General features: G+C 72.7%; 22 protein-coding genes. 5 read left to right on the plus strand and 17 right to left on the minus strand.

Annotation, left to right across the window (positions count from 1 at the left end):
• The first annotated feature begins 66 nt into the window (after positions 1-66).
• Positions 67-1,248, plus strand: a complete 1,182-nt coding sequence (locus tag ACZ6S0_RS43210) for a nucleotide disphospho-sugar-binding domain-containing protein (RefSeq protein WP_465925149.1) — start codon at positions 67-69, stop codon at positions 1,246-1,248.
• A gap of 76 nt (positions 1,249-1,324) precedes the next feature.
• Here the strand turns inward: ACZ6S0_RS43210 and asnB are convergent, their stop codons facing one another.
• The 17 genes from asnB to ACZ6S0_RS43295 are packed head-to-tail and all read right to left on the minus strand — an operon-like array spanning position 1,325 to position 15,132.
• Positions 1,325-3,184 (minus strand): asparagine synthase (glutamine-hydrolyzing), encoded by a 1,860-nt coding sequence (gene asnB / locus ACZ6S0_RS43215; protein WP_465925150.1) that lies wholly within the window; start codon positions 3,182-3,184, stop codon positions 1,325-1,327.
• 15 nt (positions 3,185-3,199) lie between these two features.
• A complete protein-coding gene (locus tag ACZ6S0_RS43220; protein WP_465925151.1) occupies positions 3,200-4,684 on the minus strand; it encodes a peptide MFS transporter in 1,485 nt (494 codons plus the stop codon).
• Positions 4,681-5,769: a ketoacyl-ACP synthase III family protein gene (locus ACZ6S0_RS43225; RefSeq protein WP_465925152.1), complete on the minus strand. Its 1,089-nt coding sequence runs from the start codon at positions 5,767-5,769 to the stop codon at positions 4,681-4,683. Before ACZ6S0_RS43225 ends, ACZ6S0_RS43220 begins: the two co-directional genes overlap by 4 nt.
• Positions 5,766-7,115, minus strand: coding sequence for an acetyl-CoA carboxylase biotin carboxylase subunit (locus ACZ6S0_RS43230; RefSeq protein WP_465925153.1), 1,350 nt, complete (start codon positions 7,113-7,115; stop codon positions 5,766-5,768). The genes ACZ6S0_RS43225 and ACZ6S0_RS43230 overlap by 4 nt, the downstream gene beginning before the upstream one ends.
• A gap of 9 nt (positions 7,116-7,124) precedes the next feature.
• Positions 7,125-7,565, minus strand: a complete 441-nt coding sequence (locus ACZ6S0_RS43235) for an acetyl-CoA carboxylase biotin carboxyl carrier protein (protein WP_465925154.1) — start codon at positions 7,563-7,565, stop codon at positions 7,125-7,127.
• Entirely contained in the window at positions 7,552-9,210 is a 1,659-nt protein-coding gene (locus ACZ6S0_RS43240; protein WP_465925155.1) for an acetyl-CoA carboxylase carboxyltransferase subunit alpha, read from the minus strand. The genes ACZ6S0_RS43235 and ACZ6S0_RS43240 overlap by 14 nt, the downstream gene beginning before the upstream one ends.
• Positions 9,207-9,344 (minus strand): hypothetical protein, encoded by a 138-nt coding sequence (locus ACZ6S0_RS43245; RefSeq protein WP_344890946.1) that lies wholly within the window; start codon positions 9,342-9,344, stop codon positions 9,207-9,209. The genes ACZ6S0_RS43240 and ACZ6S0_RS43245 overlap by 4 nt, the downstream gene beginning before the upstream one ends.
• A gap of 13 nt (positions 9,345-9,357) precedes the next feature.
• A complete protein-coding gene (locus ACZ6S0_RS43250; protein WP_465925156.1) occupies positions 9,358-9,651 on the minus strand; it encodes an antibiotic biosynthesis monooxygenase family protein in 294 nt (97 codons plus the stop codon).
• Positions 9,648-9,956 (minus strand): antibiotic biosynthesis monooxygenase family protein, encoded by a 309-nt coding sequence (locus ACZ6S0_RS43255; RefSeq protein WP_465925157.1) that lies wholly within the window; start codon positions 9,954-9,956, stop codon positions 9,648-9,650. Before ACZ6S0_RS43255 ends, ACZ6S0_RS43250 begins: the two co-directional genes overlap by 4 nt.
• 1 nt (position 9,957) lies before the next feature.
• Entirely contained in the window at positions 9,958-10,701 is a 744-nt protein-coding gene (locus tag ACZ6S0_RS43260; RefSeq protein WP_344890935.1) for an SDR family oxidoreductase, read from the minus strand.
• A complete protein-coding gene (locus ACZ6S0_RS43265) occupies positions 10,701-11,168 on the minus strand; it encodes an anthrone oxygenase family protein (RefSeq protein WP_465925158.1) in 468 nt (155 codons plus the stop codon). The genes ACZ6S0_RS43260 and ACZ6S0_RS43265 overlap by 1 nt, the downstream gene beginning before the upstream one ends.
• On the minus strand, positions 11,165-11,620 hold the full coding sequence (locus ACZ6S0_RS43270) for an SRPBCC family protein (RefSeq protein ID WP_344890928.1): 456 nt from the start codon (positions 11,618-11,620) through the stop codon (positions 11,165-11,167). The genes ACZ6S0_RS43265 and ACZ6S0_RS43270 overlap by 4 nt, the downstream gene beginning before the upstream one ends.
• A complete protein-coding gene (locus ACZ6S0_RS43275) occupies positions 11,617-11,874 on the minus strand; it encodes an acyl carrier protein (RefSeq protein ID WP_465925159.1) in 258 nt (85 codons plus the stop codon). Before ACZ6S0_RS43275 ends, ACZ6S0_RS43270 begins: the two co-directional genes overlap by 4 nt.
• 34 nt (positions 11,875-11,908) lie before the next feature.
• Entirely contained in the window at positions 11,909-13,120 is a 1,212-nt protein-coding gene (locus ACZ6S0_RS43280) for a ketosynthase chain-length factor (RefSeq protein ID WP_344890922.1), read from the minus strand.
• On the minus strand, positions 13,120-14,385 hold the full coding sequence (locus ACZ6S0_RS43285) for a beta-ketoacyl-[acyl-carrier-protein] synthase family protein (protein WP_465925160.1): 1,266 nt from the start codon (positions 14,383-14,385) through the stop codon (positions 13,120-13,122). Before ACZ6S0_RS43285 ends, ACZ6S0_RS43280 begins: the two co-directional genes overlap by 1 nt.
• Positions 14,375-14,815 carry a cupin domain-containing protein gene (locus tag ACZ6S0_RS43290; protein ID WP_344890916.1) on the minus strand — a complete coding sequence of 147 codons (441 nt, stop codon included), beginning with the start codon at positions 14,813-14,815 and terminating at the stop codon, positions 14,375-14,377. The genes ACZ6S0_RS43285 and ACZ6S0_RS43290 overlap by 11 nt, the downstream gene beginning before the upstream one ends.
• Positions 14,812-15,132 (minus strand): TcmI family type II polyketide cyclase, encoded by a 321-nt coding sequence (locus tag ACZ6S0_RS43295; protein WP_465925161.1) that lies wholly within the window; start codon positions 15,130-15,132, stop codon positions 14,812-14,814. The genes ACZ6S0_RS43290 and ACZ6S0_RS43295 overlap by 4 nt, the downstream gene beginning before the upstream one ends.
• Before the next feature lie 191 nt (positions 15,133-15,323).
• Here ACZ6S0_RS43295 and ACZ6S0_RS43300 point away from each other — a divergent pair, with 191 nt between their 5' ends.
• Genes ACZ6S0_RS43300 through ACZ6S0_RS43315 form a run of 4 tightly spaced genes read left to right on the plus strand, consistent with a single transcriptional unit; the run spans position 15,324 to position 20,808 of the window.
• Positions 15,324-15,782 carry an anthrone oxygenase family protein gene (locus ACZ6S0_RS43300; RefSeq protein WP_465925162.1) on the plus strand — a complete coding sequence of 153 codons (459 nt, stop codon included), beginning with the start codon at positions 15,324-15,326 and terminating at the stop codon, positions 15,780-15,782.
• A complete protein-coding gene (locus ACZ6S0_RS43305) occupies positions 15,779-18,265 on the plus strand; it encodes an MFS transporter (protein ID WP_465925163.1) in 2,487 nt (828 codons plus the stop codon). Before ACZ6S0_RS43300 ends, ACZ6S0_RS43305 begins: the two co-directional genes overlap by 4 nt.
• Positions 18,235-18,618 carry a SchA/CurD-like domain-containing protein gene (locus ACZ6S0_RS43310; protein ID WP_344890902.1) on the plus strand — a complete coding sequence of 128 codons (384 nt, stop codon included), beginning with the start codon at positions 18,235-18,237 and terminating at the stop codon, positions 18,616-18,618. Before ACZ6S0_RS43305 ends, ACZ6S0_RS43310 begins: the two co-directional genes overlap by 31 nt.
• A gap of 9 nt (positions 18,619-18,627) precedes the next feature.
• Positions 18,628-20,808 carry a multicopper oxidase family protein gene (locus ACZ6S0_RS43315; protein WP_465925164.1) on the plus strand — a complete coding sequence of 727 codons (2,181 nt, stop codon included), beginning with the start codon at positions 18,628-18,630 and terminating at the stop codon, positions 20,806-20,808.
• Positions 20,809-20,815: the final 7 nt, after the last annotated feature.

Raw genomic sequence — 20,815 nt, forward strand, 5'->3', positions numbered from 1 at the left:
GAGGGCCCCTGGAGGATCCGTGGGGCGGAGTGGTGGCGGGGCGGGCGTACTGCGAGGAGGCACGTGATGCGGGTCCTGTTCAACACCTGGGGCTGGCCGACGCACTTCTACCCGATGGCGCCGCTCGCCTGGGCGCTGCGTGCCGCCGGTCACGAGGTGCTGGCGGCCGTACCACCGGCCCAGACCCACGTCGTACGGGCGACGGGCACCCCCGCCCAGGCCGTCGGGCCCGATCTGGACACCGTGGCCATGTTCCGCGACATCGTCGAGGGCACCGGCTCCCCCGGGCCGTCCGGGGTCCCCAGGGCCTCGGCGATCTGGCTGACCCTGGCCGAGTCGATGGCCGCGGACCTGGTGGCGCTCGCCCGCACGTGGCGTCCTGACCTGGTCGTGTTCGACCCGACCTCGTGGGCGGGGCCGATCGCGGCGGCGGCCGTGGGCGTGCCCGCCGTACGCCACCCGTGGGGGGCCGACATCGTGGGCGCGATGCGGGCGCGGCCGGGGGTCGCGGAGGCCGAGTCGGCGGCGGTCGCGTCGTTGTGCGCGCGACTGGACGTACGGGAAGAGGCCGAGCTGCTCGGCCGGCTGACCGTGGACCCCTGCCCGGCGGGCATGCAGCAGCCGGGGCTCACGCACGAGCGGGCCCCGGTCCGCTACGTCCCCTACAACGGCGACCGCGTACGGCACGTCCTGCCGCCGTCGGCCAGGCCGCGGATCTGCGTCACCTGGGGCACCACGGTCGGCAAGGTCGCGCCGGGCCGGATGGCCGCGGGCCGGATCGCCCGCACGCTGGCCGGCGCCGGGCTGGACGTGGTCGTGGCCGTGGACGCCGCCCAGCGTCACCTGCTCGGCGACCTCCCCGGCCATCTCTCCGGCCATCTCTCCGGCGCAGTGGAGGTGGTGGAGTCGGCGGCGCTGCACACGCTGCTGCCCGGCTGCCGGGCGGTGGTGGGCCACGGCGGGGCCGGGACGATCTTCACCGGCCTGGTGCACGGGCTGCCGCAGATGGTGCTGCCGCTCCTGCCCGACCACCGCTTCAACGCGCAACGGCTGGCCGCCTCGGGGGCGGGTGTCGTACTCGGGCTGGAGGAGGCGACGGACGAGCGGGTCAGGGAGGAGGCGCTGCGGTTGCTGGAGGAGCCCGCCTACGCCAAGGCGGCGGGCGCGCTGGGCGCCGACATCGCCGCCGCCCCCGCACCCGCCGCCCTCGTCCCCAGGCTGGCCCGGCTCGCCGCCCGGCCCGCCTGAACCCGTCTCTCAGCTCAATACCACGTGAACCGCCGACACCGCAGTGCCGGCGGTTCCGCGTGGACCGGCTGGAATCTCAGAGGTCCACCTGGACCCGGTACAGGTCCAGCCAGGCGTTGAGCTGCAGCACCATCTCGGCGTGCGTACGCGACACCCACGCCCGCGGCCCGGCGACCAGCTCGCCCGGCTCGGCGGCGAAGCGCTTGACCGCGTCGGCGTCGATGAGCGGGGCGACCGGCGCGGAGGTGTCGTTCACGATGTCCATCAGCTCCGAGCACAGGGCACGCGCGTAGACGTCGTCCTGCGGCGTCGGGTACGGCGTCTTGCGCCGCTCCAGGATCGACTCCGGCAGCAGCCCGCGCAGGGCGGCCCGCAGCAGGCTCTTCTCCCGCCCGTCGAAGCTCTTCATGGCCCAGGGCGCCCCGTAGACGTAGGACACCAGCCGGTGGTCACAGTACGGCAGCCGGAAGGCCAGCCCCGCCGCCTGCGAGATCGACTCGCCGTGCGGCAGCAGCGTGTGCAGCCAGTTGGTGACGCCGAGGTGCCACACCTCGCGCATGCGCTTCTCCTCGGGCGTGTCGTCCGGCAGCGCGGGCACCTCGGCGATGGCCTCCCGGTAGCGGGCGGCCGCGTAGCCGGGCACGTCGAGGGTGCCCAGCAGGCCGGGGTCGAGCAGGTCGGTGCCCATGCCGTGCTTGCCGCCGCCCCACTGGGCCATCGCGACCCACGGGAACGTCGGAGCCTTGATCAACTGCGGGATGGACATCCACATGTTCCCGCCGAAGACGCCGTCGGCGGCGTCGCCCAGCAGCGCCAGCGGGACGTGCTCGGCAATGGCGCGGCAGAGCGCGTAGAGGGAGGTGTTCATGTTGCCCAGCGGGCTGGGGACGTCCTTGGCCCGCAGGGAGTTGACCTTGACCACGGGGTCGAGCAGGTCAGCGGCGCTCAGCACGATGTCGGTGTGACTGGCCCCGGCCGACTCGACCATGGTGCGTACGAAGGGCGCGTCCGGCGTGCCCCACACCTCGTCGGCCTTGAAGTCCTCCTCGGGCCCGAACGTGACGGTGAACGTGCGCAGCGGCTCGTCACCGCGTTCGCGCAGCACCTGGGCGGCCAGGGCGGTCACGCCGCTGGAGTCGAGGCCGCCGGAGAGCATGACGCACAGCGGCACGTCGGCCCGCATCTGCTCGCGGACGGCGTTCTCCAACAGTTCCCTGATCGTGCGCGCGGTGGTGTCGAGGTCGTCCTCGTGCTCGCCCGCCTCCAGCCGCCAGTACCGCTCCTCCTTCACGCCGCCGTGCCGCACGCGTACGCGGTGGCCGGGACGGACCTCGGACATCCCGTGGAAGACGGCGTGGCCGGGGGACCCGGCGTAGGAGAGCACCTCGCGCAGCCCGTCGGCGGTGACCCTGGGCTGGACCTGCGGGTGGGCGAGGAGGGCCTTGCGCTCGGAGGCGAACACCAGGCCCGTGCCGACGGGGGCGTAGAACAGCGGCTTGGCGCCGAGCCGGTCGCGGATGAGGGTCAGCTCCCCGGCCGCGGGGTCCCAGACGGCGATGCCGTAGATGCCGGTGAGCCGGCTCGCCAGGCCCTCGCCCCACTCCAGGTGGCCGCGGGCGATCACCTCCGCGTCGCTGCCGGTGGCGAACCGGTGCCCGCGCGCCGCCAGCTCCGCGCGCAGCTCCCCGGCGTTGTAGAGGTCGCCCGAGTACGCCACGACGGCGCGTACGCGGCCGTCCACGTCCAGCACGTACGGCTGGGCGCCGTCGCCCTCGCCGAGCGTCCTGCGGCGGTGCCCGAAGGCGGCCCTCGGCGAGGTCCACACCGCCTCGCCGTCGGGACCGCGGCAGGCCATGGTGCCTGCCATCGCCCGCAGCGTGTTCCCTTCCCGCGACAGATCCCGTTGGTCGTCCACCCAGCCGGCGATGCCCGACATGACGATCTCCAATCCTCAGGTTCTCCTGGACGTCGCCTGGAGGCGCCGCCCCAGCGATTTCGCGCCCGCGGCCAGCGCGAGCGCCGTGCACACACCCAGCAGCGCGAGCACGAGGTAGTAGACGGGCAGCGGGAGCACGTTCGTCAGCTCCGCGAGCCTGCCTCCGAGTGCCGCGCCGATCGCGGCGAACATCCAGAACAGCCCGAGCACCTGGCTGGTGTGCCCGCGCGGGGCCACCTCGGCGGCGAGGCTGAGCCCCACCGGCCCCACCGTCAGCTCGCCGCAGACGATCAGCAGGTAGACCAGCAGCAGCCAGAACGGCGAGACGAGCCCAGACTCCGCCTGCGACGCGGCGAAGGCCATGACGGCGAAGGAGACGCCGCCGGCCAGCAGCCCGGCGGAGAACTTGGGCGGCGTTCCCACCCGCGCGCCCAGGCGCGTCCACAACAGCGCGAACAAGGGGGCGAGCAGCAGCAGGAACAGGGGTTGCGCCGACTGGAACCAGCTCGCGGGGACCTCGAACCCGGCGACGTCACGGTCCACCGACTCGAGGGCGAAGAGGTTGAGCAGGGCCGGCCCCTGGGCGAACATGAGCCAGAAGACGGACGAGGCGAGCAGCATCCACAGGAACGCGCGCAGCCTGGGCCGGTCCTCGGCCTCGACGCCGGGGCGGCGCAGCAGGCGGCGGAAGTACACGACCGGCACCACCAGCAGCACCAGGCCGATCAACATCAGCACCCGGTCCAGGGTGAGCGCGCCGAACGCGACGCCCGCGACGACCAGCAGCAGCGGGACGCCGCCCCACAGGGCCGTGCCGCGCAGCACGCGGGCGCGTTCCTCCGGGGTGGCCGGGTTGACCGGGCGGAGGCCGACGTCGCCGAAGTTGCGCAGGCCCATCCCGTACTGGATGAGACCGGCGAACATGCCGACCGCCGCGATGCCGAAGCCGAGGTGCCAGTCCACGCGCTCGGCCGCGTAGCCGGTGAGCAGCGGCGCGAACAGGGCGCTGACCTGGATGCTCATGTAGAAGATGGAGAAGACGGCCTCGCGCTTCTCGGGCCGCCCCGGGTACATCTCGCCGATCATCGCGGCCATGCTGGGCTTGACCAGGCCCGTTCCGGCGATGATGAGCCCGAGGCCCGGGTAGAGTGCCCCGTCCATCGGGATGGCCAGGCACAGGTGGCCCAAGGCGATCAGCACGCCGCCGGCGAAGACGGCGCGGCGCGCCCCGAGCAGCCGGTCGGCCACCCAGCCGCCGGGCAGCGCGGCCATGAACACCAGCGCCATGTAGATGCCGAACAGCGCGGAGGCCGTGTCGGGGGCCATCCCGAGCCCGCCGCGCTCGGCCGGGGCCACCAGGTAGAGGTAGAGGATGGCGAGCATGCCGTAGAAGCTGAACCGCTCCCACATGTCCACCACGAACAGCGTGCCGAACCAGCGCGGCCAGCCCAGGAACGTCCGGCGGGGCGCCTCGGCGGTGGTCTCGGTCTGCGACGTCATGATCCCTCCTCCAGCGGCCTGAGCATCTCGACGACCGCGCACGACCAGGTGAAGCCGGCGCCTACGCCGGCCAGCAGGCACAGTTGCCCGGGGCGGAGACGTCCGGAGACCGCCAGCTCGTCCAGCCCGGCGATCTGGTCTCCGGCCCCGAGGTGTCCGACGTTGCGGCCCCACGACCACAGCGTGCGGTCGACGTCGATGTCGAACTTGCCGAGGAAGTACTCGCGCAGCCGGGGCAGCCCGAGGTTCGGCAGCACGAACCAGGCGATCTCGTCGGCGTCGGCCCCGGCCTCCGACAGGGCCCGCTTGTACGCCTCGCGCCCGCCCGCGTCCAGCCGGTCGAGCACGGTGTCCAGCCCCGTCGCGGACACGAAGTGCCGGTGCGCGGGCTCGACGTCGATGGGCCGGCGCGCGTCGAGCGGCGTGACGCCGAACGGGTCGCCGCCCCGCTGCATGGCCTCCAGCGTCGGGTCCGACACGGTCACGATGCTGCGTAACCGGGCGTACCCGCCGGTGGTGGACAGCACGAGCGCGGTGCCGCCGTCGGCGAGCACCGTTCCAGGGTCGCTGCGCCAGCGGTCGATGCCGGGCAGGGCGAAGCGGTCGCCGGTGGTGATCAGGGCCCGCCGCCTGGTGCGGTCGGCGGCCAGGTAGCCGGCGGCCAGTTCGAGCGCGGCCATGCCGCCGTTGGACAACTGCCGCACCTCGATGGCCGGGCCCCGGCCGCTCGTGGCGGCCCGCTGCACGTACGAGGCCGGCGGCCACAGGTCGTGGCCCTGGTGGTAGATGTTCGCGTGCAGCACGAGGTCCACGTCGTCGTCCGGGTCACCGTGGTCGTCCGGGTCCACGTCGGTAGGGGCACCGTCCACGCCGCGGGCATGGCCGCCCGCGACGCGCAGCGCCGTACGGGCCGCGCGCACGGCCATCTCCGGCCCTGACTCGCCGTCGGAGACGCACACCGAGACGATGCCGTCGCGCCACACCGTCCGGCGCTCGACCAGCCCGTCGGCCACGGCCTGGTCCAGGGTCATGGCCGGGGGAAGGCGACGCCCGGTCCCGGCCACGAACAGGTCGGCGCCCCTCACGTCTCCCCCAGCATGCGGGTCAGCAGCAGCGTGTCGTGGCGGGCGGCGCGGAAGTCCGGCTCCCGCAGCACCTTCCTGAGCAGCGGGATCGTCGTGCTCACCCCGTGCCCCTCGACCACGAACTCCGCCAGCGCCCGGTCCATGCGCTCCAGCGCGGTCTCGCGGTCGGCGCCCCAGGTGATGACCTTGGCGAGCAGCGAGTCGTAGTCGGGCGTGATCGTCAGGCCGGGGAAGCCGTGCGTGTCGACGCGGGTGAAGGGCCCGCCCGGCGGGCGGAAGTCGGTCAGCGTGCCGGCCGTGGGGGCGAAGCCGCGTTCTGGCGCCTCGGTGTTGACCCGGCACTCGACGGCGTGGCCGGACGGGACGACGTCGTCCTGCGAGAGGTCGAGCGGCAGCCCGGCGGCCACCCTGATCTGCTGGCGGATCAGGTCGACGCCGGTGACCGCCTCGCTGACCGGGTGCTCGACCTGGATGCGGCAGTTGACCTCCATGAAGGTGAAGTCCGTGCCGTCCACCAGGAACTCGAACGTGCCCGCGCCGGTGAACCCGACGGCCGCCGCGGCCTTGACCGCCGCCTCGCACATGTGGGTGGTGAGCGACGGGTCCAGCCCGGGAGCGGGGGTCTCCTCGATCAGCTTCTGGTGGCGGCGCTGCACCGAGCAGTCACGCTCGCCCAGGTGCACCCCGTTGCCCCGGCTGTCCAGCAGCACCTGGACCTCCACGTGCCGGGCGGACTCGACGTAGCGCTCCAGGTAGAGCCGCCCGTCGCCGAAGACGGCCCGAGCGGAGGCGCGGGTGTCGTGGAAGGCGCGGATCAGGTCGCGCGGGTCGTGCACGACCCTCATGCCCCGGCCGCCGCCGCCCGCCACGGCCTTGAGGATCACCGGGTACCCGATCGCGTCGGCCGCCTCCTTGGCCTCGGCCGCGTCGTCCGGCGGGTGCTCGCCGCCGGGCAGCACCGGCAGGCCCGCCTCCGCCATCGTGGCCCTGGCCCGCGCCTTGTCGCCGAGACGGCCCATGATCTCGGGCGTGGGCCCGATGAACGTCAGCCCCTCCGCCGCGCAGATCTCCGCGAAGTCGGGGTCCTCCGACAGGAAGCCGTAGCCGGGGTGCACGGCCTGCGCCCCGGTACGGCGGGCCGCCTCGATGATCGCGGGGATGTTGAGGTAGCTGCGCCTGGCCGCGGGCGGGCCGATGCACACCACCTCGTCGGCCACGCGGGTGACCGCCGAGTCCAGGTCGGCCGTCGAGCAGACCGCCACGGACCTGATGCCCATTTCCCGGCACGTACGGGCCACGCGCAGCGCGATCTCGCCTCGGTTGGCGATGAGCACGGTGTCGAACATGCTGGCTCCTCACACCCCGGCGGGCTCTATGACGATGAGCGGCTGCTCGTACTCGACGGGGGTGCCGTCGGGGACCAGGACCTCGGTCACGCGGCCGGCGACGCCCGCCTCCACCGGGTTCATGATCTTCATGGCCTCCAGGACCCCTATCTGGCTGCCCAGCTCGATCAGGTCTCCGAGCCGGACGAAGGGGTCGGCGCCGGGCTCGGGGGCGTGGTAGAAGGTGCCGACCATGGGGGCGCGGACGTACAGGACCGAGGTGGCGCTCTCGACCGGCGCGGGCTCGGCCGCCACGATCGCCATCTCTACGGCGGACGGCCACTCCAGCTCGACGCAGACCGCCCCCGAGCGGACCACGATTCGCCGCAGCGGCCGGTCCGAGGCTCGCAGCAGCCGCTCCGCGCCTCTGACGACCTCGTCGACGACGATCTCCGATTCAGGATCTTGCATGACGACTCTCCCTACCGATGTCGCGGTACCGCGTACGGCGGGCGCGCAGCAGATCGTCCAGTGGCACGCCCGTCACCTCCTCCAGTGCGGCGGAGAGCCCGTGCCGCAGCAGCTCCGCGGCCAGCGCCGGATCCTTGTGCGCGCCTCCGGCCGGCTCGGGGACCACTCCGTCCACCACGCGCATGCTCAGCAGCTCCCGCGCCTCGATGCGCAGCGCCGACGCCGCGCGGGGGGCCAGCGCCCGGTCCCGCCACAGGATGGCCGCGCACCCCTCGGGGCTGATCACCGAGTACACGGCTCCGGCCAGGCAGAGCACGCGGTCGGCGACGCCCAGGGCGAGCGCGCCACCGCTGCCGCCCTCGCCCGTGATGACCGCGACCGTCGGGGTGCGCAGGCGCGACATGAGCCGTACGCTCTCGGCGATGGCGACCGCCTGCCCGCGCTCCTCCGCGGTCACGCCCGGGTACGCGCCCGGCGTGTCGATCAGCGTGATCAGCGGCAGCCGCCACTTCTCCGCCATCCGCATGAGCCGGGCCGCCTTGCGGTAGCCCTCGGGGCTGGCCATGCCGTGGTTGCGGGCGATCAGCTCGGCGGTCGTGTGGCCCTTCTGGTGCGCGATGATCATCACCGGTTCGCCGTCGAGGCGGCCCACCCCGCCCACGATCGCCGGGCAGTCGCCGGCCGCCCGGTCGCCGTGCAGCTCGCAGAAGCCGTCGACGAACTGGGCGATGTGGTCGAGCGCGGTCGGCCGTCCCGGGTCGCGGGCCAGGCGTACGGTCTGCCAGGCGTCGCGCGGCGGCAGCTCCTCCGCGCGGCGGATGAGCGCGCCCGTGGCCGCGCCGCGGCGGGGCGGCCGGCGGCGGCCGAGCAGCGCCGCCAGCGTGGCCCGCAGCTCGGCGCGCGGCCGGATGCCGTCGATCAGGCCGCAGCGCAGCAGCGCCTCGGCGGTCTGGAAGCCCTCGGGGAGCCGTTCGCCGATCGTCTCCTTGATGACCCGCGGCCCGGTGAAGCCCATCCTGGCCCCCGGCTCCGCGATGATCACGTCGGTGAGCGTGGCGAACGAGGCGGCGACCCCGGCGTACGTCGGATCCGTGATCACGGAGACCGTCGGCACGCCGAGCGCGTCCAGCTCGGCCAGCGCCTGGCTGGTCTTGGCCATCTGCAGCAGCGACCAGATGCCCTCGTACATGCGTGCCCCGCCGGAGGCCGTCACCAGCACCAGCGGCGTACGGTCGCGGGCGGCGGCGTCCGCGGCCCCGGCGATGGCCTCGCCGACGGCCACGCCCATGCTGCCGCCGAGGAAGCGGAAGTCCATGGCCGCCACGACGACGGGCACGCCGAGGATCTCGCCGCGGGCGCAGAGCACCGCGTCGTCCAGCCCGGTGCTCTGCCTGGCGGCGCCGAGCCGTGCCAGGTAGGGCCGGTCGTCGGAGAAGCCGAGCGGGTCCTCGATCGTCGGCTCGACCGGCAGGATCCGCGCCGTGCCCTCGTCGAGCAGTTGGTCCAGGCGCTGGGGGGCGCTCAGCCGGGTGTGATGCCCGCACTCGGGGCACACGCCCAGCTCGCGGGCCAGGCGGTTGCCGTACACCAGGGACCGGCAGCCGCCGCAGGCCAGCCAGGCCGCCGCGGGTGCGGTCGTCGTCATCGCCACGGGTCCTCCCACGTTTCCTCTTGGCCCGGCGGCGGCAGGGGCGGAACCCCGAACCACCACAGGCCCGTCGCCGCGAACGCGTCCAGGAGCGTGCGCAGCCAGCGGGCCCACAGGCGGCTGTCGTCCACGTGTTCCTCGGTGTCAGAAGGCGGATACCACTTCATAGATCTCGTACCGGTCGGCGTAGGGGCGCAGCGGGGACGTGGCGGGCCGGTGGTCGATCCCCTGCTCCCACTTCTGGAAGCTGGCCAGGCTCTCCCACTCGCTCATCACCATCACCCGCAGGGGGTCGTCGAGCCGCCTGAGCAGCTCGTTGCCGAGCAGTCCCGGGGTGCCGGCGAGGTCGCCGCTGATCTGGCCGTAGGCGCGTTCGACGGCGCCGGGATCGTCGCCGGGGGCGACGTACCACACCAGGACGCGTGCGCGACCGCTCACGCCGCGGCCCCGCGCAGCTCGTGGACGACGCTCATCGTGTTCATCGAGCCACCCCTGCGGAACGGGTGCAGCTTCTTGCGGTGCTCGACGTGCTCGTCGCTGTGCTCGAACTCGCGGAAGCGCTCCTCGTTCACCCAGTCGCTGATGACGTAGTAGATGCTCGACTCGTCGGAGCCCCGCAGCAGCCACTGCCCGATGTTGGCCGGGTGGCCGGTGATGACGGAGCCGATCGACAGCCAGGTGTCCTCGAACCCCTTCTCCATCCCGGGGTTGATCTCGAAACGCAGCAGTACGCGGAAGGTCATCTCAGATTCCTCCATCGACCCGGATGGTGGTGCCGGTGACATAGCGGGATTGGGGACCGGCCAGGAACAACACCACGTCGGCCACCTCGTCCGGGGTCCCCAGGCGGCCGAGTGAGGTCAGGGCGCGGTAGCGGGCCTGGAGCGCGGCGTACTGCTCCTCGCTCAGGCGGGCCGCGGCCTCGGTCTCGATCACGCCGGGCTCCACGACGTTGACGCGGATCCCGCGCCCGCCCAGCTCCTTGGCCAGCGAGCGGAAGAAGCCGACCAGGCCCAGCTTGGCCGCGGTGTAGTGGGTGCGCTGGGCGAGGCCGACGGTGGCCACCCGCGAGCCGATCCCGATGATGGACGAGCCCTCGGACAGCACCGGCAGCGCGGCGCGTACGAGCAGGTAGGCGGCGGTGAGGTTGGTGTCGACGACGCGGTGCCACTCGTCCGGCTCGATGTCCTCGGCGGACAGGTGGCTGATCACGCCCGCGTTGTGCACGACGACGTCCAGACCGCCCGGACGGAACTCGTCGACGAGCATCGCCACGTCGTCGGGCCTGCGGACGTCGGCCCGCAGCACCCGGTGGTCCCCGGGGATCTTCTTCAGCTCCCGCGCCAGGTCGTCGGCGGCCTCACCGCCGGAGACGTGGCAGGTCACCACGTTCGCCCCGGCGCGGGCCAGCCCCAGGGCGATGCCCCGGCCGATGCCCCGCGATCCTCCGGTGACCAGGGCGTTCTTTCCACTCAGTTGCAGATCCATCAGACTCCTCCGAGCACGACGGCGGCGGCCACGGCGTTGCCGACCAGTGCGGTCACGGCGAACGCGGTGCGCAGCAGGTTCCAGTTGCGCCAGCGGACCCTGGGGTCCGCCGCCGCCCAGTCCTCCGGCAGGGCCTGCGGGTCGAGCCCCGCCACGTAACGGTTGATCGGGACGTTCTTGCCGAGCGAGACGTAGATCGCCCCCAGCAGCGCGGCCAGCGCCACGGCCAGCGGGATCCTGGTCGCCTCTGGGGCGGTGAACAGGAGCAGCACGTCGCACACCGTCGCAGTGACCATGCAGATCGGCATGAACGGGTCAAAGCGGGTCACCAGGAACTGGTGCACCGGCACGTACTGCTCGCGCGGCAGCCTTTCCAGCAGCGGGGCGCCGCCGAGAGAGGCGATCATCAGCCCGCCGGCGGCGAGTCCGCCGCCGGCCAGCGCCAAGGGGAGGAGCAGCCAGGTCATCGGCCCGCCGCGGCCTCCTCGATCCGCTGCTTGATGGCGGCCATCTGGATGGCGGTGTTCTTCTTCAGGTGCGCGGCCATCTCCTCGTCGCCGTAGGACATCGCCTCGTTGACGTGGAACTCCTGCACCCAGCGCATCTGCACGCCGCCGTCGTGCTCCGTGTAGTCCCAGTAGATGTTCATGTAGTCGAAGGCGTGCGACTCCACCCGGCGGGCGCGCACCGTGCGCGTCTTCGGGTCGGCCGTGCGCTCCGACTCCCAGGCGTGCACGCTGCCGTTCTCGTCGGGGTGCATGGTCAGGCGGAACCGTACGGTGTCGCCGTCGCGTTCGAGCACCTCGACCTTGGCGTACTCGGTGAACAGGTTCGGCCAGTTCTCGAGGTCGTTGGTCATGTCCCAGACCACGTCCATGGACGCGTCGATGACGACCGTGGCCTCCGTGCGCCCGCTCATGAGGCGACCGCCCCTTCCTGGTTGACGAAGCCGATCAGCTTGCGAGGGGTCTCCAGCTCGACGATCAGGTCGTCGGGGATCGCGACCCCGAACTCCTTCTGGATCTTGTTCGCGATCTCCAGCACGGCCAGCGAGTCGTAACCCAGCTCCCCGAACGGCACATCCGCGATGTCGCCGTCCAGGTCGACCGAGTCGTCGACGCCGACCGTGCCGCGGATCACCCCGCGCAGGTCTTCGGCGGTGAACTCCGGCATTGCCTCTCCTTCCTGAGGTCCTTCGTTGGGCGGCTTAGGCGGCGCGCACCACGAGCGCCGAGTTGAAGCCCCCGTGGCCGCGGGCGAGCACGAGCGCCGTACGCACCTGCGACGGCCGCGGGCCCTCGCGGACGAGGTCGATGGAGCAGCCGGCCGCCAACCGGGTGACGTTGACGGTCGGGGGGATGAGCCCGTCCCTGATGGACAGCAGCGCGGCGGCCACGTCGAGCGCGCCCGCCCCGGCGTAGATGCGGCCGGTCATCGTCTTGGGCGCGGTGACCGGCACCCCGTACGGGCCGAAGACCGCGGAGATGGCCTCCGCCTCGACGAGGTCCAGCTCGGGCACTCCGTAGGCGTCGGCGAAGACGACGTCCACGTCGCGCGGGTCGGCCTGCGCGTCCGCCAGGGCCTGCCGCATGGCCCGTTGCAGGCCGGGCGGCCGGCCGGTGCCGGGGCGCGGGTCGAAGGTGGCGGCGTACCCGGCGATCTCGCCGTAGATCGTGGGCGCCCCGCGCTCGCGGGCCGAGTCCGCGTCCTCGACGACGAGGAGGGCGCCGCCCTCACCGCCCACGTAACCGTTCGCGTCGGCGTCGAAGGGCAGGTAAGCGCGGCTCGGCTCGGCCCGGGTGCTCAGGTTCCGCGTGGGGATCTGGGCGACCACACCGGCCGGCGACAGCGCCGACTCGGTGCCACCCGCCATGATCATGCGGTGGTCGGCGCGCAGCGCGCGGCGGGCCTGCCCGAGCGCGTCGAGGCCGCCGGCCTGCTCCGACAGCACCACGCCGCAGTGGCCGCGCAGCTTGTGCCGGATCGACAGTTGCCCCGTCGTCGCCGCGAAGAACCAGGCGATCGACATGTACGCGCTGACGTGGCTCGGCCCCTGGCTCCACAGGTTCTGCAGCTCCCGCTGGCCGAACTCGACGCCGCCGGTGGCGTTGGCGGTGATGACGCCCCGCTCGTACTCGGGCAGGTCGGCCGGGTCGAGCCGGGCGTCCGCCAGCGCCAGTTCGGCGGCGGCGAAGGCGATGTGGCTCATCATCGAGGTCTCCGGCCGCAACCGTCCCGGCACGTGCTCGGCCGCGTCGAACGAGGCCAGCTCGCCCGCCAGCGTCACCGGGTAGCCCGTGCAGTCGAAGCGCCGGATCCGGTCGATGCCGCTCTTGCCGTCGCAGACGGCCGACCAGTACTGCTCCGCCCCCATGCCGTTCGGGGCGACGACCCCGAGGCCGGTCACCACGGCGCTCATCACGCCACCCCCGCGAAGAGCACGGCGCTCTGGAACCCGCCGAACCCGCTGCCCACCGACAGCGCCACGTCCGTACGGTGCTCCCGCGCGGTCAGCGGCACGTAGTCGAGGTCGCACTCGGGATCCTTGGTGTGCAGGTTGGCCGTGGGCGGGACCACGTTCCTGTCGATGGCCAGCGCGCACGCCGCCGCCTCGATGGCGCCGATGGCGCCGAGCGAGTGGCCGACCATGGACTTGATCGAGCTCATGGGAACCTCGTGGGCGCGGGGGCCGAGGGCCCGTTTGACCGCGGCCGTCTCGTGGCGGTCGTTCTGCTTGGTGCCCGAGCCGTGCGCGTTGACGTAGTCGACCCGGTCGGGCGAGATCTTGGCGCGGTCCAGCGCGATCGTGATGGCCTCGGCCATCTCCCGCCCGTCCGGCTTGAGCCCGGTCATGTGGAAGCCGTTGGCCCGGGTCGCGTAGCCGGGGATCGAGCAGTAGACGCGCGCTCCCCTGCGACGGGCGCTGGCCAGCGTCTCCAGCACGAACATGGCCGACCCCTCGCCGAGCACGAGACCCTTGCGGTCGGCGTCGAACGGCCGGCACGCCTCCTCCGGCCGGTCGTTCAGCGTGGAGGTCGCCTTGATCGCGTCGAAGCAGGCCACGGTGATCGGCGACAGCGGCGCGTCCGTGGCGCCGGCCACGACCACGTCCGCCGCGCCCTCCTCCAGGAGGCCGACCGCGTAGCCGAGCGCGTCGATGCCGGACGTGCAGCCGGACGACACCACCGCCACGGGGCCCTCCGCGGCGCAGTCCCAGGCGACCTCGCGGCCCAGCGAGCTGGGGGCGAAGTAGTCGTACAGCTCGGGGACGGCGTACTCGTGGTCGACGACCCACTTGCGGCCGCCGTCGCTCACGACCGTGTACTCGCGCTCCAGGCCCATCGTGCAGCCCACGGCGTTGCCCACCGACACCGCCGTGCGCTCGGGCCGCAGCTCGGGGCTGCCCGCGTCGGCCAGCGCCTCCCGCGAGGCGACGACCGCGAGCTGCGCCGCGCGGTCCATCCTGCGGATCTCCTGGGGCGTCAGCCCCGCCGCGCGCGGGTCGAAGTCGCATTCCGCCGCCACCTGGCAGCGGAACCCCTCGGGGTCGAAGAACGTGATCCGCCGGGTCGCCGTCCTGCCTGACGTGATGCGCTCCCAGAACGCCTCACGCCCGAACCCGCCCGGCGCCACCACGCCGATGCCCGTCACCACGACGGTGCGCTCGTCTGCGCTACCGGCCACCGCCGACCCGCCCTTCTCCCGGAGCGCCCACCTGGAGCTGCGGCTGATGCTCGGCTCCAGGAAGGGTCTCCAGGTCCACGTGGCCCAGCTCCGGCCGCGGGGCCAGCGGGCCCAGGTGGAAGATCACGTACGCCTGCTCGTCTCCGTCGTTCTCCATGCGGTGCCGTACGCCGATGGGCACCATCAGCGCGTCACCCGGACCGAGCCGCTGGGGCTCCCCGTCGACCCGCATGATGAGCGAGCCGCGCACCACGTGGATGAACTCCTCCGAGTAGGGGTGATAGTGCTCGCAGATGTACTGGCCGGGCTCAAGAGTGAGCGCGCCGCCGAAGCCCGAGGTCGACTCGACGGTCCGCGGGCTGAGCAGCACCCTGACGTCTCCGCCCCGACGCCGGTTCGACACGACGTCGTCCCAGGTCACGACCTTCATTCGCGCGTCCAGGAGTAGAAGGGCTCGGCCATGGCGTCCTTCGGCTCGCGCCAGTTGGGGTCGTAGGGCGTCATGTACTCCGCGAGCTTGGTGTGGATGTCCTGGTACAGCGGGTGGCTGCGCGCGCGGTAGAGGTTCTCGGTGATGTCCTTGTCCGCCTCGATGAGCTGGAAGTAGAGCCCGTGGAAGCGGAAGAGGGTGCGCCGGTCGACGCCGATCATGTGGGGCAGTTCGGTCGCATCTGATTCCGTCCAGACCCGCGCGACCCGCTCGGTGTCGCTCGGGTCCATGCGCGCGACGATCAATGCACGGTGCACGGTTCCTCCCTCTCGCGGCCCGCGCCTCCCGGGCCAACGCTGAGCACGCTCGCACCCCCGCCTCGCGTCCCGGTCCAGCACCGCTGGAGACCCGCGTTCCAGCACGGCCCCACCCTCCCTCGAAGCGCGGGCGGCACCCTGGCGGCTGGTCCTCTGGCGAAACTCGGACAAGGCGAAGAGGTGACCGGCGCATGTTCACCGCGCTCTTGGAGGTCGTCGCGATCGTCGGCAGCGGCATCGTCGCCGGCGTCTTCCTCGCGATCGCCGTCAGCGTGCTGCCCGCACTGCGCGCGCTGCCCGCCGACCGCTACATCGACATGCACCGGCGACTGGGCAAGGGGTATCACCCGATCATGCCGCTGACGGTGAACGGCGGCATGTTCGCCGACCTCGTCCTGGTCTTCCTGGCGCCCGCCCCGGCCCGCTATCTGTTCGTCGCGGCGTTCGTCCTGATGCTCGGCACGCAGGGCGTCTCCCACCTGGCGAACGTCCCGATCAACAAGCGCATCCACGCGATGGACCCGGCGGCGCTCACCCCCGACTGGGACGACCCCCGCCCCCTGTGGCAGAACTGGCACCTGCTCAGGACCGCGCTGGCCGTCGCCGCGCTGGCCGTCAACGCCGCCGGCGCCGCCCTGGTGGCGTCATGAGGAGCCGCCTGGTGATGGCGGCCATGCTGCCGGTCGCCTTCCTGGGGTTCTTCGAGGTCAGCGTCATCTACGTGATCGCGCCCGCGATCCGGCACGACCTGGACGCCTCGCACACGGCCACCCAGATGGTCATCCTCGCCTACACGCTGCCCTTCGCCCTGCTGGTGGTGACCGGCGGCCGGCTGGGGGACCTGTGGGGGATCCGCCGGGTGTTCCTCACCGGGGTCAGCGGCTTCGCCGCCGCGTCCCTGCTGGCGGCGCTGGCCTGGGACGTCCCGTCGTTGCTCGCCGCCAGGGGGGCGCAGGGCATGTCGGCGGCCCTCATGACCCCGCAGGTGCTGGCCGCCATCCGGTATCTCGTGCCGGCCGCGAGCCGGGGGAAGTCGTTCGCCCTCTATGCGGTGGTGGCGTGCCTGGCGGGCGCGTGCGGGCCGCTGGCCGGCGGCTTCCTGTCCGGGACCGCGCTCGGCTGGCGGATCGTCTTCCTCATCAACGTGCCCATCGCCCTGATCGCGGTCGTCGTCGGCGCCCTGTGCCTGCCCGGCCCCGGCGAACGCACGGTGAAGCCGCAGATCGACCTGGTCGGGACGCTGCTCGCGGCGGCGACCGTGCTGCTGCTCATCTACCCGCTCACGACGGGCATGTCGTGGGAGTGGGCGCTGCTGCCGTTCGCGGCGGTCCCGCTGGCGCTCTTCGTCCGGCACGAGCGGCGCGTCGAACGGGCCGGCGGGCAGCCCCTGGTGTCGCTCGGGCTGTTCAGGGTGCGGGTCTTCACCGCGGGCCTGATCGTCTCCGTGCTGGTCGCGGCCATCATCAACGCGTTCTTCCTGCTCTTCGTCATCCTCCTGCAGGACGGCCTGCGCCTCGACGGGCCGAGCATCGGCCTGACCATCACCCCGTGGGCGATCGGCACGGCGCTCGGCGCGATGCTGGCCACGCCCCTGGTCCGCAGTTCAGGGCGCAAGGCACTGGTCGGCGGCGCCGTGCTGATGACGCTGGGCACGGCCGCCTTCGTCTACGTCGTGCCCGCCGCCTACACAGGGGGCGGCTCGCAGGTGCCGCTGGCGCTGGCGCTGCTGGCCACGGGCGTCGGCACCAGTCTCGTCACCACCCCGGTGCTCGACCTGGTCATGAGCGCGGTGCCGGTCACCGAGGCGGGCAGCGCGGCCGGCATGTTCACCACGTTCCGGCAGGTCGGCTCGGCCGTCGGGGTGGCCGTGGCGGGCGCGGTCTTCTACGTGCTGCTCGGCGACCCGGCCGTGGCCGGGCGGGAGGCGTACGTCGAGGCGCTCGCCATCACGGTCCTGCTCTACGTCGTCCTCTGTCTGATCACCCTGAGGTTGGTCTTCATGCTGCCACGTTCAGCGGCCACCACCGAACCTGCCGCCGAAACCACCGCAGAAACCGCCGGCGTCCCGGCCCCGCCCACGCCCGCCACCCCGTCCGCCCGGCCGGTCGCGCTGCTCTTCCCCGGCCAGGGCGCGCAGTCCGCCAGGATGGCCGCCGGGCTCTACGGGCACGTGCCGGTCTTCACCGACACCATGGACACGGCCTTCTCCCTGCTCGGCCGCGACGGCGAGCAGCTCCGCGCCGAGTGGCTGGGCGAACGGCCCAGCGCGCTGTTCGACGACGTCACCCGGGCCCAGCCGCTGCTGTACGCGATCAACTGTGCCCTGGGCAGGACCGTCATCGACTGGGGCGTACGCCCGGCCGCGCTGCTCGGCCACAGCGTGGGCGAGATGGCCGCCGCCACGCTGGCCGGTGTCTTCGACTTCGAAGAGGGCCTGCGCCTCATGCGCGACCGGGTGGACCAGATCAAGGACAGCCCGCCGGGCGGCATGCTGGCGGTGGCCGGCTCCCCCGGCGACCTCGAACCGTACCTGAGCGGGCACGTCGTCGTCGGCGCGGTCAACGCGCCCAGGCAGACCCTGCTCGCCGGCCCGGCCGAACCGCTCGACGAGGTCAGGAAGCGCCTGGTCGCCGACGGTTTCACCTGCCGCCCGACACGTGCGCTGCAGGCGTTCCACAGCCCCGCGCTCGCGGAGCAGGCCGCCGCCTCGGTGCCGGCCTGGCACGCGGCGCGGCTGTGCCCGCCCGCCCTGCCGCTCTACTCCGCCTACCGCCCCGGCCCGCTGGGGGAGGACGACGTCCTGGACCCCGAGTTCTGGGCGGCCCAACCGGCGCAGCCCGTGCTGTTCATGACCGCGCTCGACCGGCTGCTCGACGACGGCGACTTCCTGCTGGTGGAGGCCGGCCCGGGACAGGGACTGTGCGCGCTGGCCCGCCGCCATCCGGCGGTGCTCGCCAGGCGCAGCGCCGTGACCGGGCTGCTGCCCGCCCGCTCGGGCGACGACGCCAAGGACCGCGAGGCGGTCGCCGCCGCATTCGACCGAATCCACGCCGAAGGGCATCCGCTCGACCCGGCGTTCCTGGTGAATCTCGAAGGAGGATCATGCCGTACGCAGCAATCACCTACAGGGTAAAGCCCGGCAACGAGGACGAGATCGAGAAGATCTTCGCCGGTTTCCGGCGCGTGAGCACCCCGGTCATCCGCAACGAGGCCGGTGAGAAGGTCGGCGAACTGCTCGGCAGCGCCGTCTTCATCAAGGACGAGTTCATGGTCCGGGTCATCCACTACGAGGGCTCCATCATCGAGGTCGGCAAGCACATGGCGACCCAGTCGGGCGTGCACGACCTGGAGGAGAAGCTCGCCCCCTACCTCGCCCAGCAGCGTGACACCAAGACGCCCGAGGGGTTCAGGCAGCACTTCGCGAACTCGATCATGAGATCGATCGCGCAGCTCACGCCCGAGAACTACCCCGGCGAAAACGCGTAAGGACGGCACATGTACCGGGCCGACTACTTCGAGGAACTGCTCAACATCGACGTCGTGCTGTCGCTCGCGGTCCTGCTGCCGTGGTGGTGGGCCGCCCACGCCGCCTACCGCCTGGCGTACCGCGCGCCGGGGCGGCGGCTGCGGGTGGGCGCGTGGGTCCTCCTCGCGGTGCTCGCCCTCGCCACCCTGCTGGTCGCGGCCCGCGTGGTCACCAGTGTCCGGCTCCTCGGCTACGGCTGGGAGTTCGGCGCGGACCGGGTGCTGGTGGCCGGTCCGGTCGTGCTGCTCCCGCTCGTGGCGGTGGCCTGGTGGACGGTGCCGCGCCTGTGGCGGCTGCGCTCGCGTACGGACGGGGCGGACGCCCCCGCCACACCAGCCGCCGCGGACGACCCAGCGGACTCTCAGCAGGTATTGCCGGAGGAGGCGACGGTCCCGGGCAGCGTGCCCGACGGGCCGCGCCGGGCCGCCGCCGACCCCAGGCTCGCCTGGCCCGTGCAGACGACCGCGCTGGGTGCGGCCGTCGGGTTCATGCTGGCCTTCCCCTGGCCGATCACCCCGCCGTTCACGGGTGACGCGCTGATCGCCTACGCCGTGTTCGTCCTGGGCTCGGCGGTGTTGTGGACGCGGCTCGCGCGGCGCGTCCGCGACACCGTCCCCGACCGCCCCCGCCTGCGGGTACGCGCGCTGCGCCGCCTCCTCACCGGAACGCTGGTCGTGGCGCTCGTCGGCGGCTGCGGGGCGTTGTCGGCCCGCACCAGCGAGCACCCCTCGGTCATGGCCATGCACGGTCCCGAGCATTCGGCCGCCCACGGTTCCGCGCAGTCGCCGTTCTTCGGGGACGCGCCGGGATCCGCGGAGCGCGCCGAGGACGCGGCGAGCGTCACCGAGCTGACCGAGCCGGACACCGGCCCGCCGGACCGCCGGTTCCGGCTGGAGGCCGGCGAGATGACCGTCCGGCTCGCCTCCGGGGCGCTCGTCGACGCGTGGGCGTTCAACGGGCAGGTGCCCGGACCGGAGCTGCGGGTGCGCGAGGGCGAGCTGATCGAGGTCACGCTCGTGAACCGGCTGCCGTCGGCCGAGGTGACCGTGCACTGGCACGGCGTGGACGTGCCGAACGCGGCCGACGGCGTCCCCGGCGTCACCCAGGACGCGGTGAAACCCGGCGGGACCTACACCTACCGCTTCCGCGTGCCCATGGGAGACGTCGGCACCCACTGGTACCACTCCCACCAGGCGTCTTCGGAGCAGGTGCGCCGCGGCCTGTTCGGTTCGATGATCATCGAACCCGCCGCCGGGCTCGGCGACGAGGACATCGTGGACCGTACGGTGCTGCTGCACACGTGGCAGTCGCAGGGCCGCGACCACCGCGCGTTCGGGATCGCCGACCGGCTCGACCGCTGGGCCATCCCGGCAGGTCGCAAGGTGCGGCTGCGCCTGGTCGTCTCGGCGCCCACGCCGAGGTTCTTCACGATCGACGGAACCTCGTTCATGATTACGGCCGTGGACGGCAATCCGATCAACGGCCCCACCCCGTTGTCCGGCGTACGCCTGATGCTCGGCGCGGGCGGCCGCTACGACATCGAGTTCACGATGCCCGACGGCCCGCTGCGGATCACCGAGTCGGAGGCGATGGACGCCGGCCTGCTGATCAGCCCCGACGGCACCGGCGAGGTCACCCCGGGGCGCAACCTGCCCGAGTTCGACCTCACCACGTACGGCAAGCCCGCCGCGACGGAGTTCGACCACACGAGCCGCTTCGACCGGACCTTCGACTTCGTCTTCGACAACCGGCCCGGCTTCTACAACGGCTCGTTCACGTTCCTGTGGACGATCAACGGCAAGGTCTTCCCCGACGTGCCCACCCCGGTGGTGCGCGAGGGCGAGCTGATCAAACTGCGATTCTTCAACCGCAGCCGCCTGGACCACCCCATGCACCTGCACGGCCACCACGTGCAACTGCTCACCAGGAACGGGCGGCCGGTGACGGGCAGCCCGCTCCGGCGCGACGTCGTGGACGTCCAGCAGGGCGAGGTCTGGGAGGTCGGCTTCCGCGCCGACAACCCCGGCGCCTGGATGGACCACTGCCACAACTTCCTGCACGCGGTGGCCGGGCAGATGATGCACCTCATGTACGACAACGTGGAGTCTCCCTACAAGACAGGCAGCTCCACGCCCAACAACCCCCTATGACGGAGGC

Source organism: Nonomuraea sp. NPDC051298 (assembly GCF_055586305.1).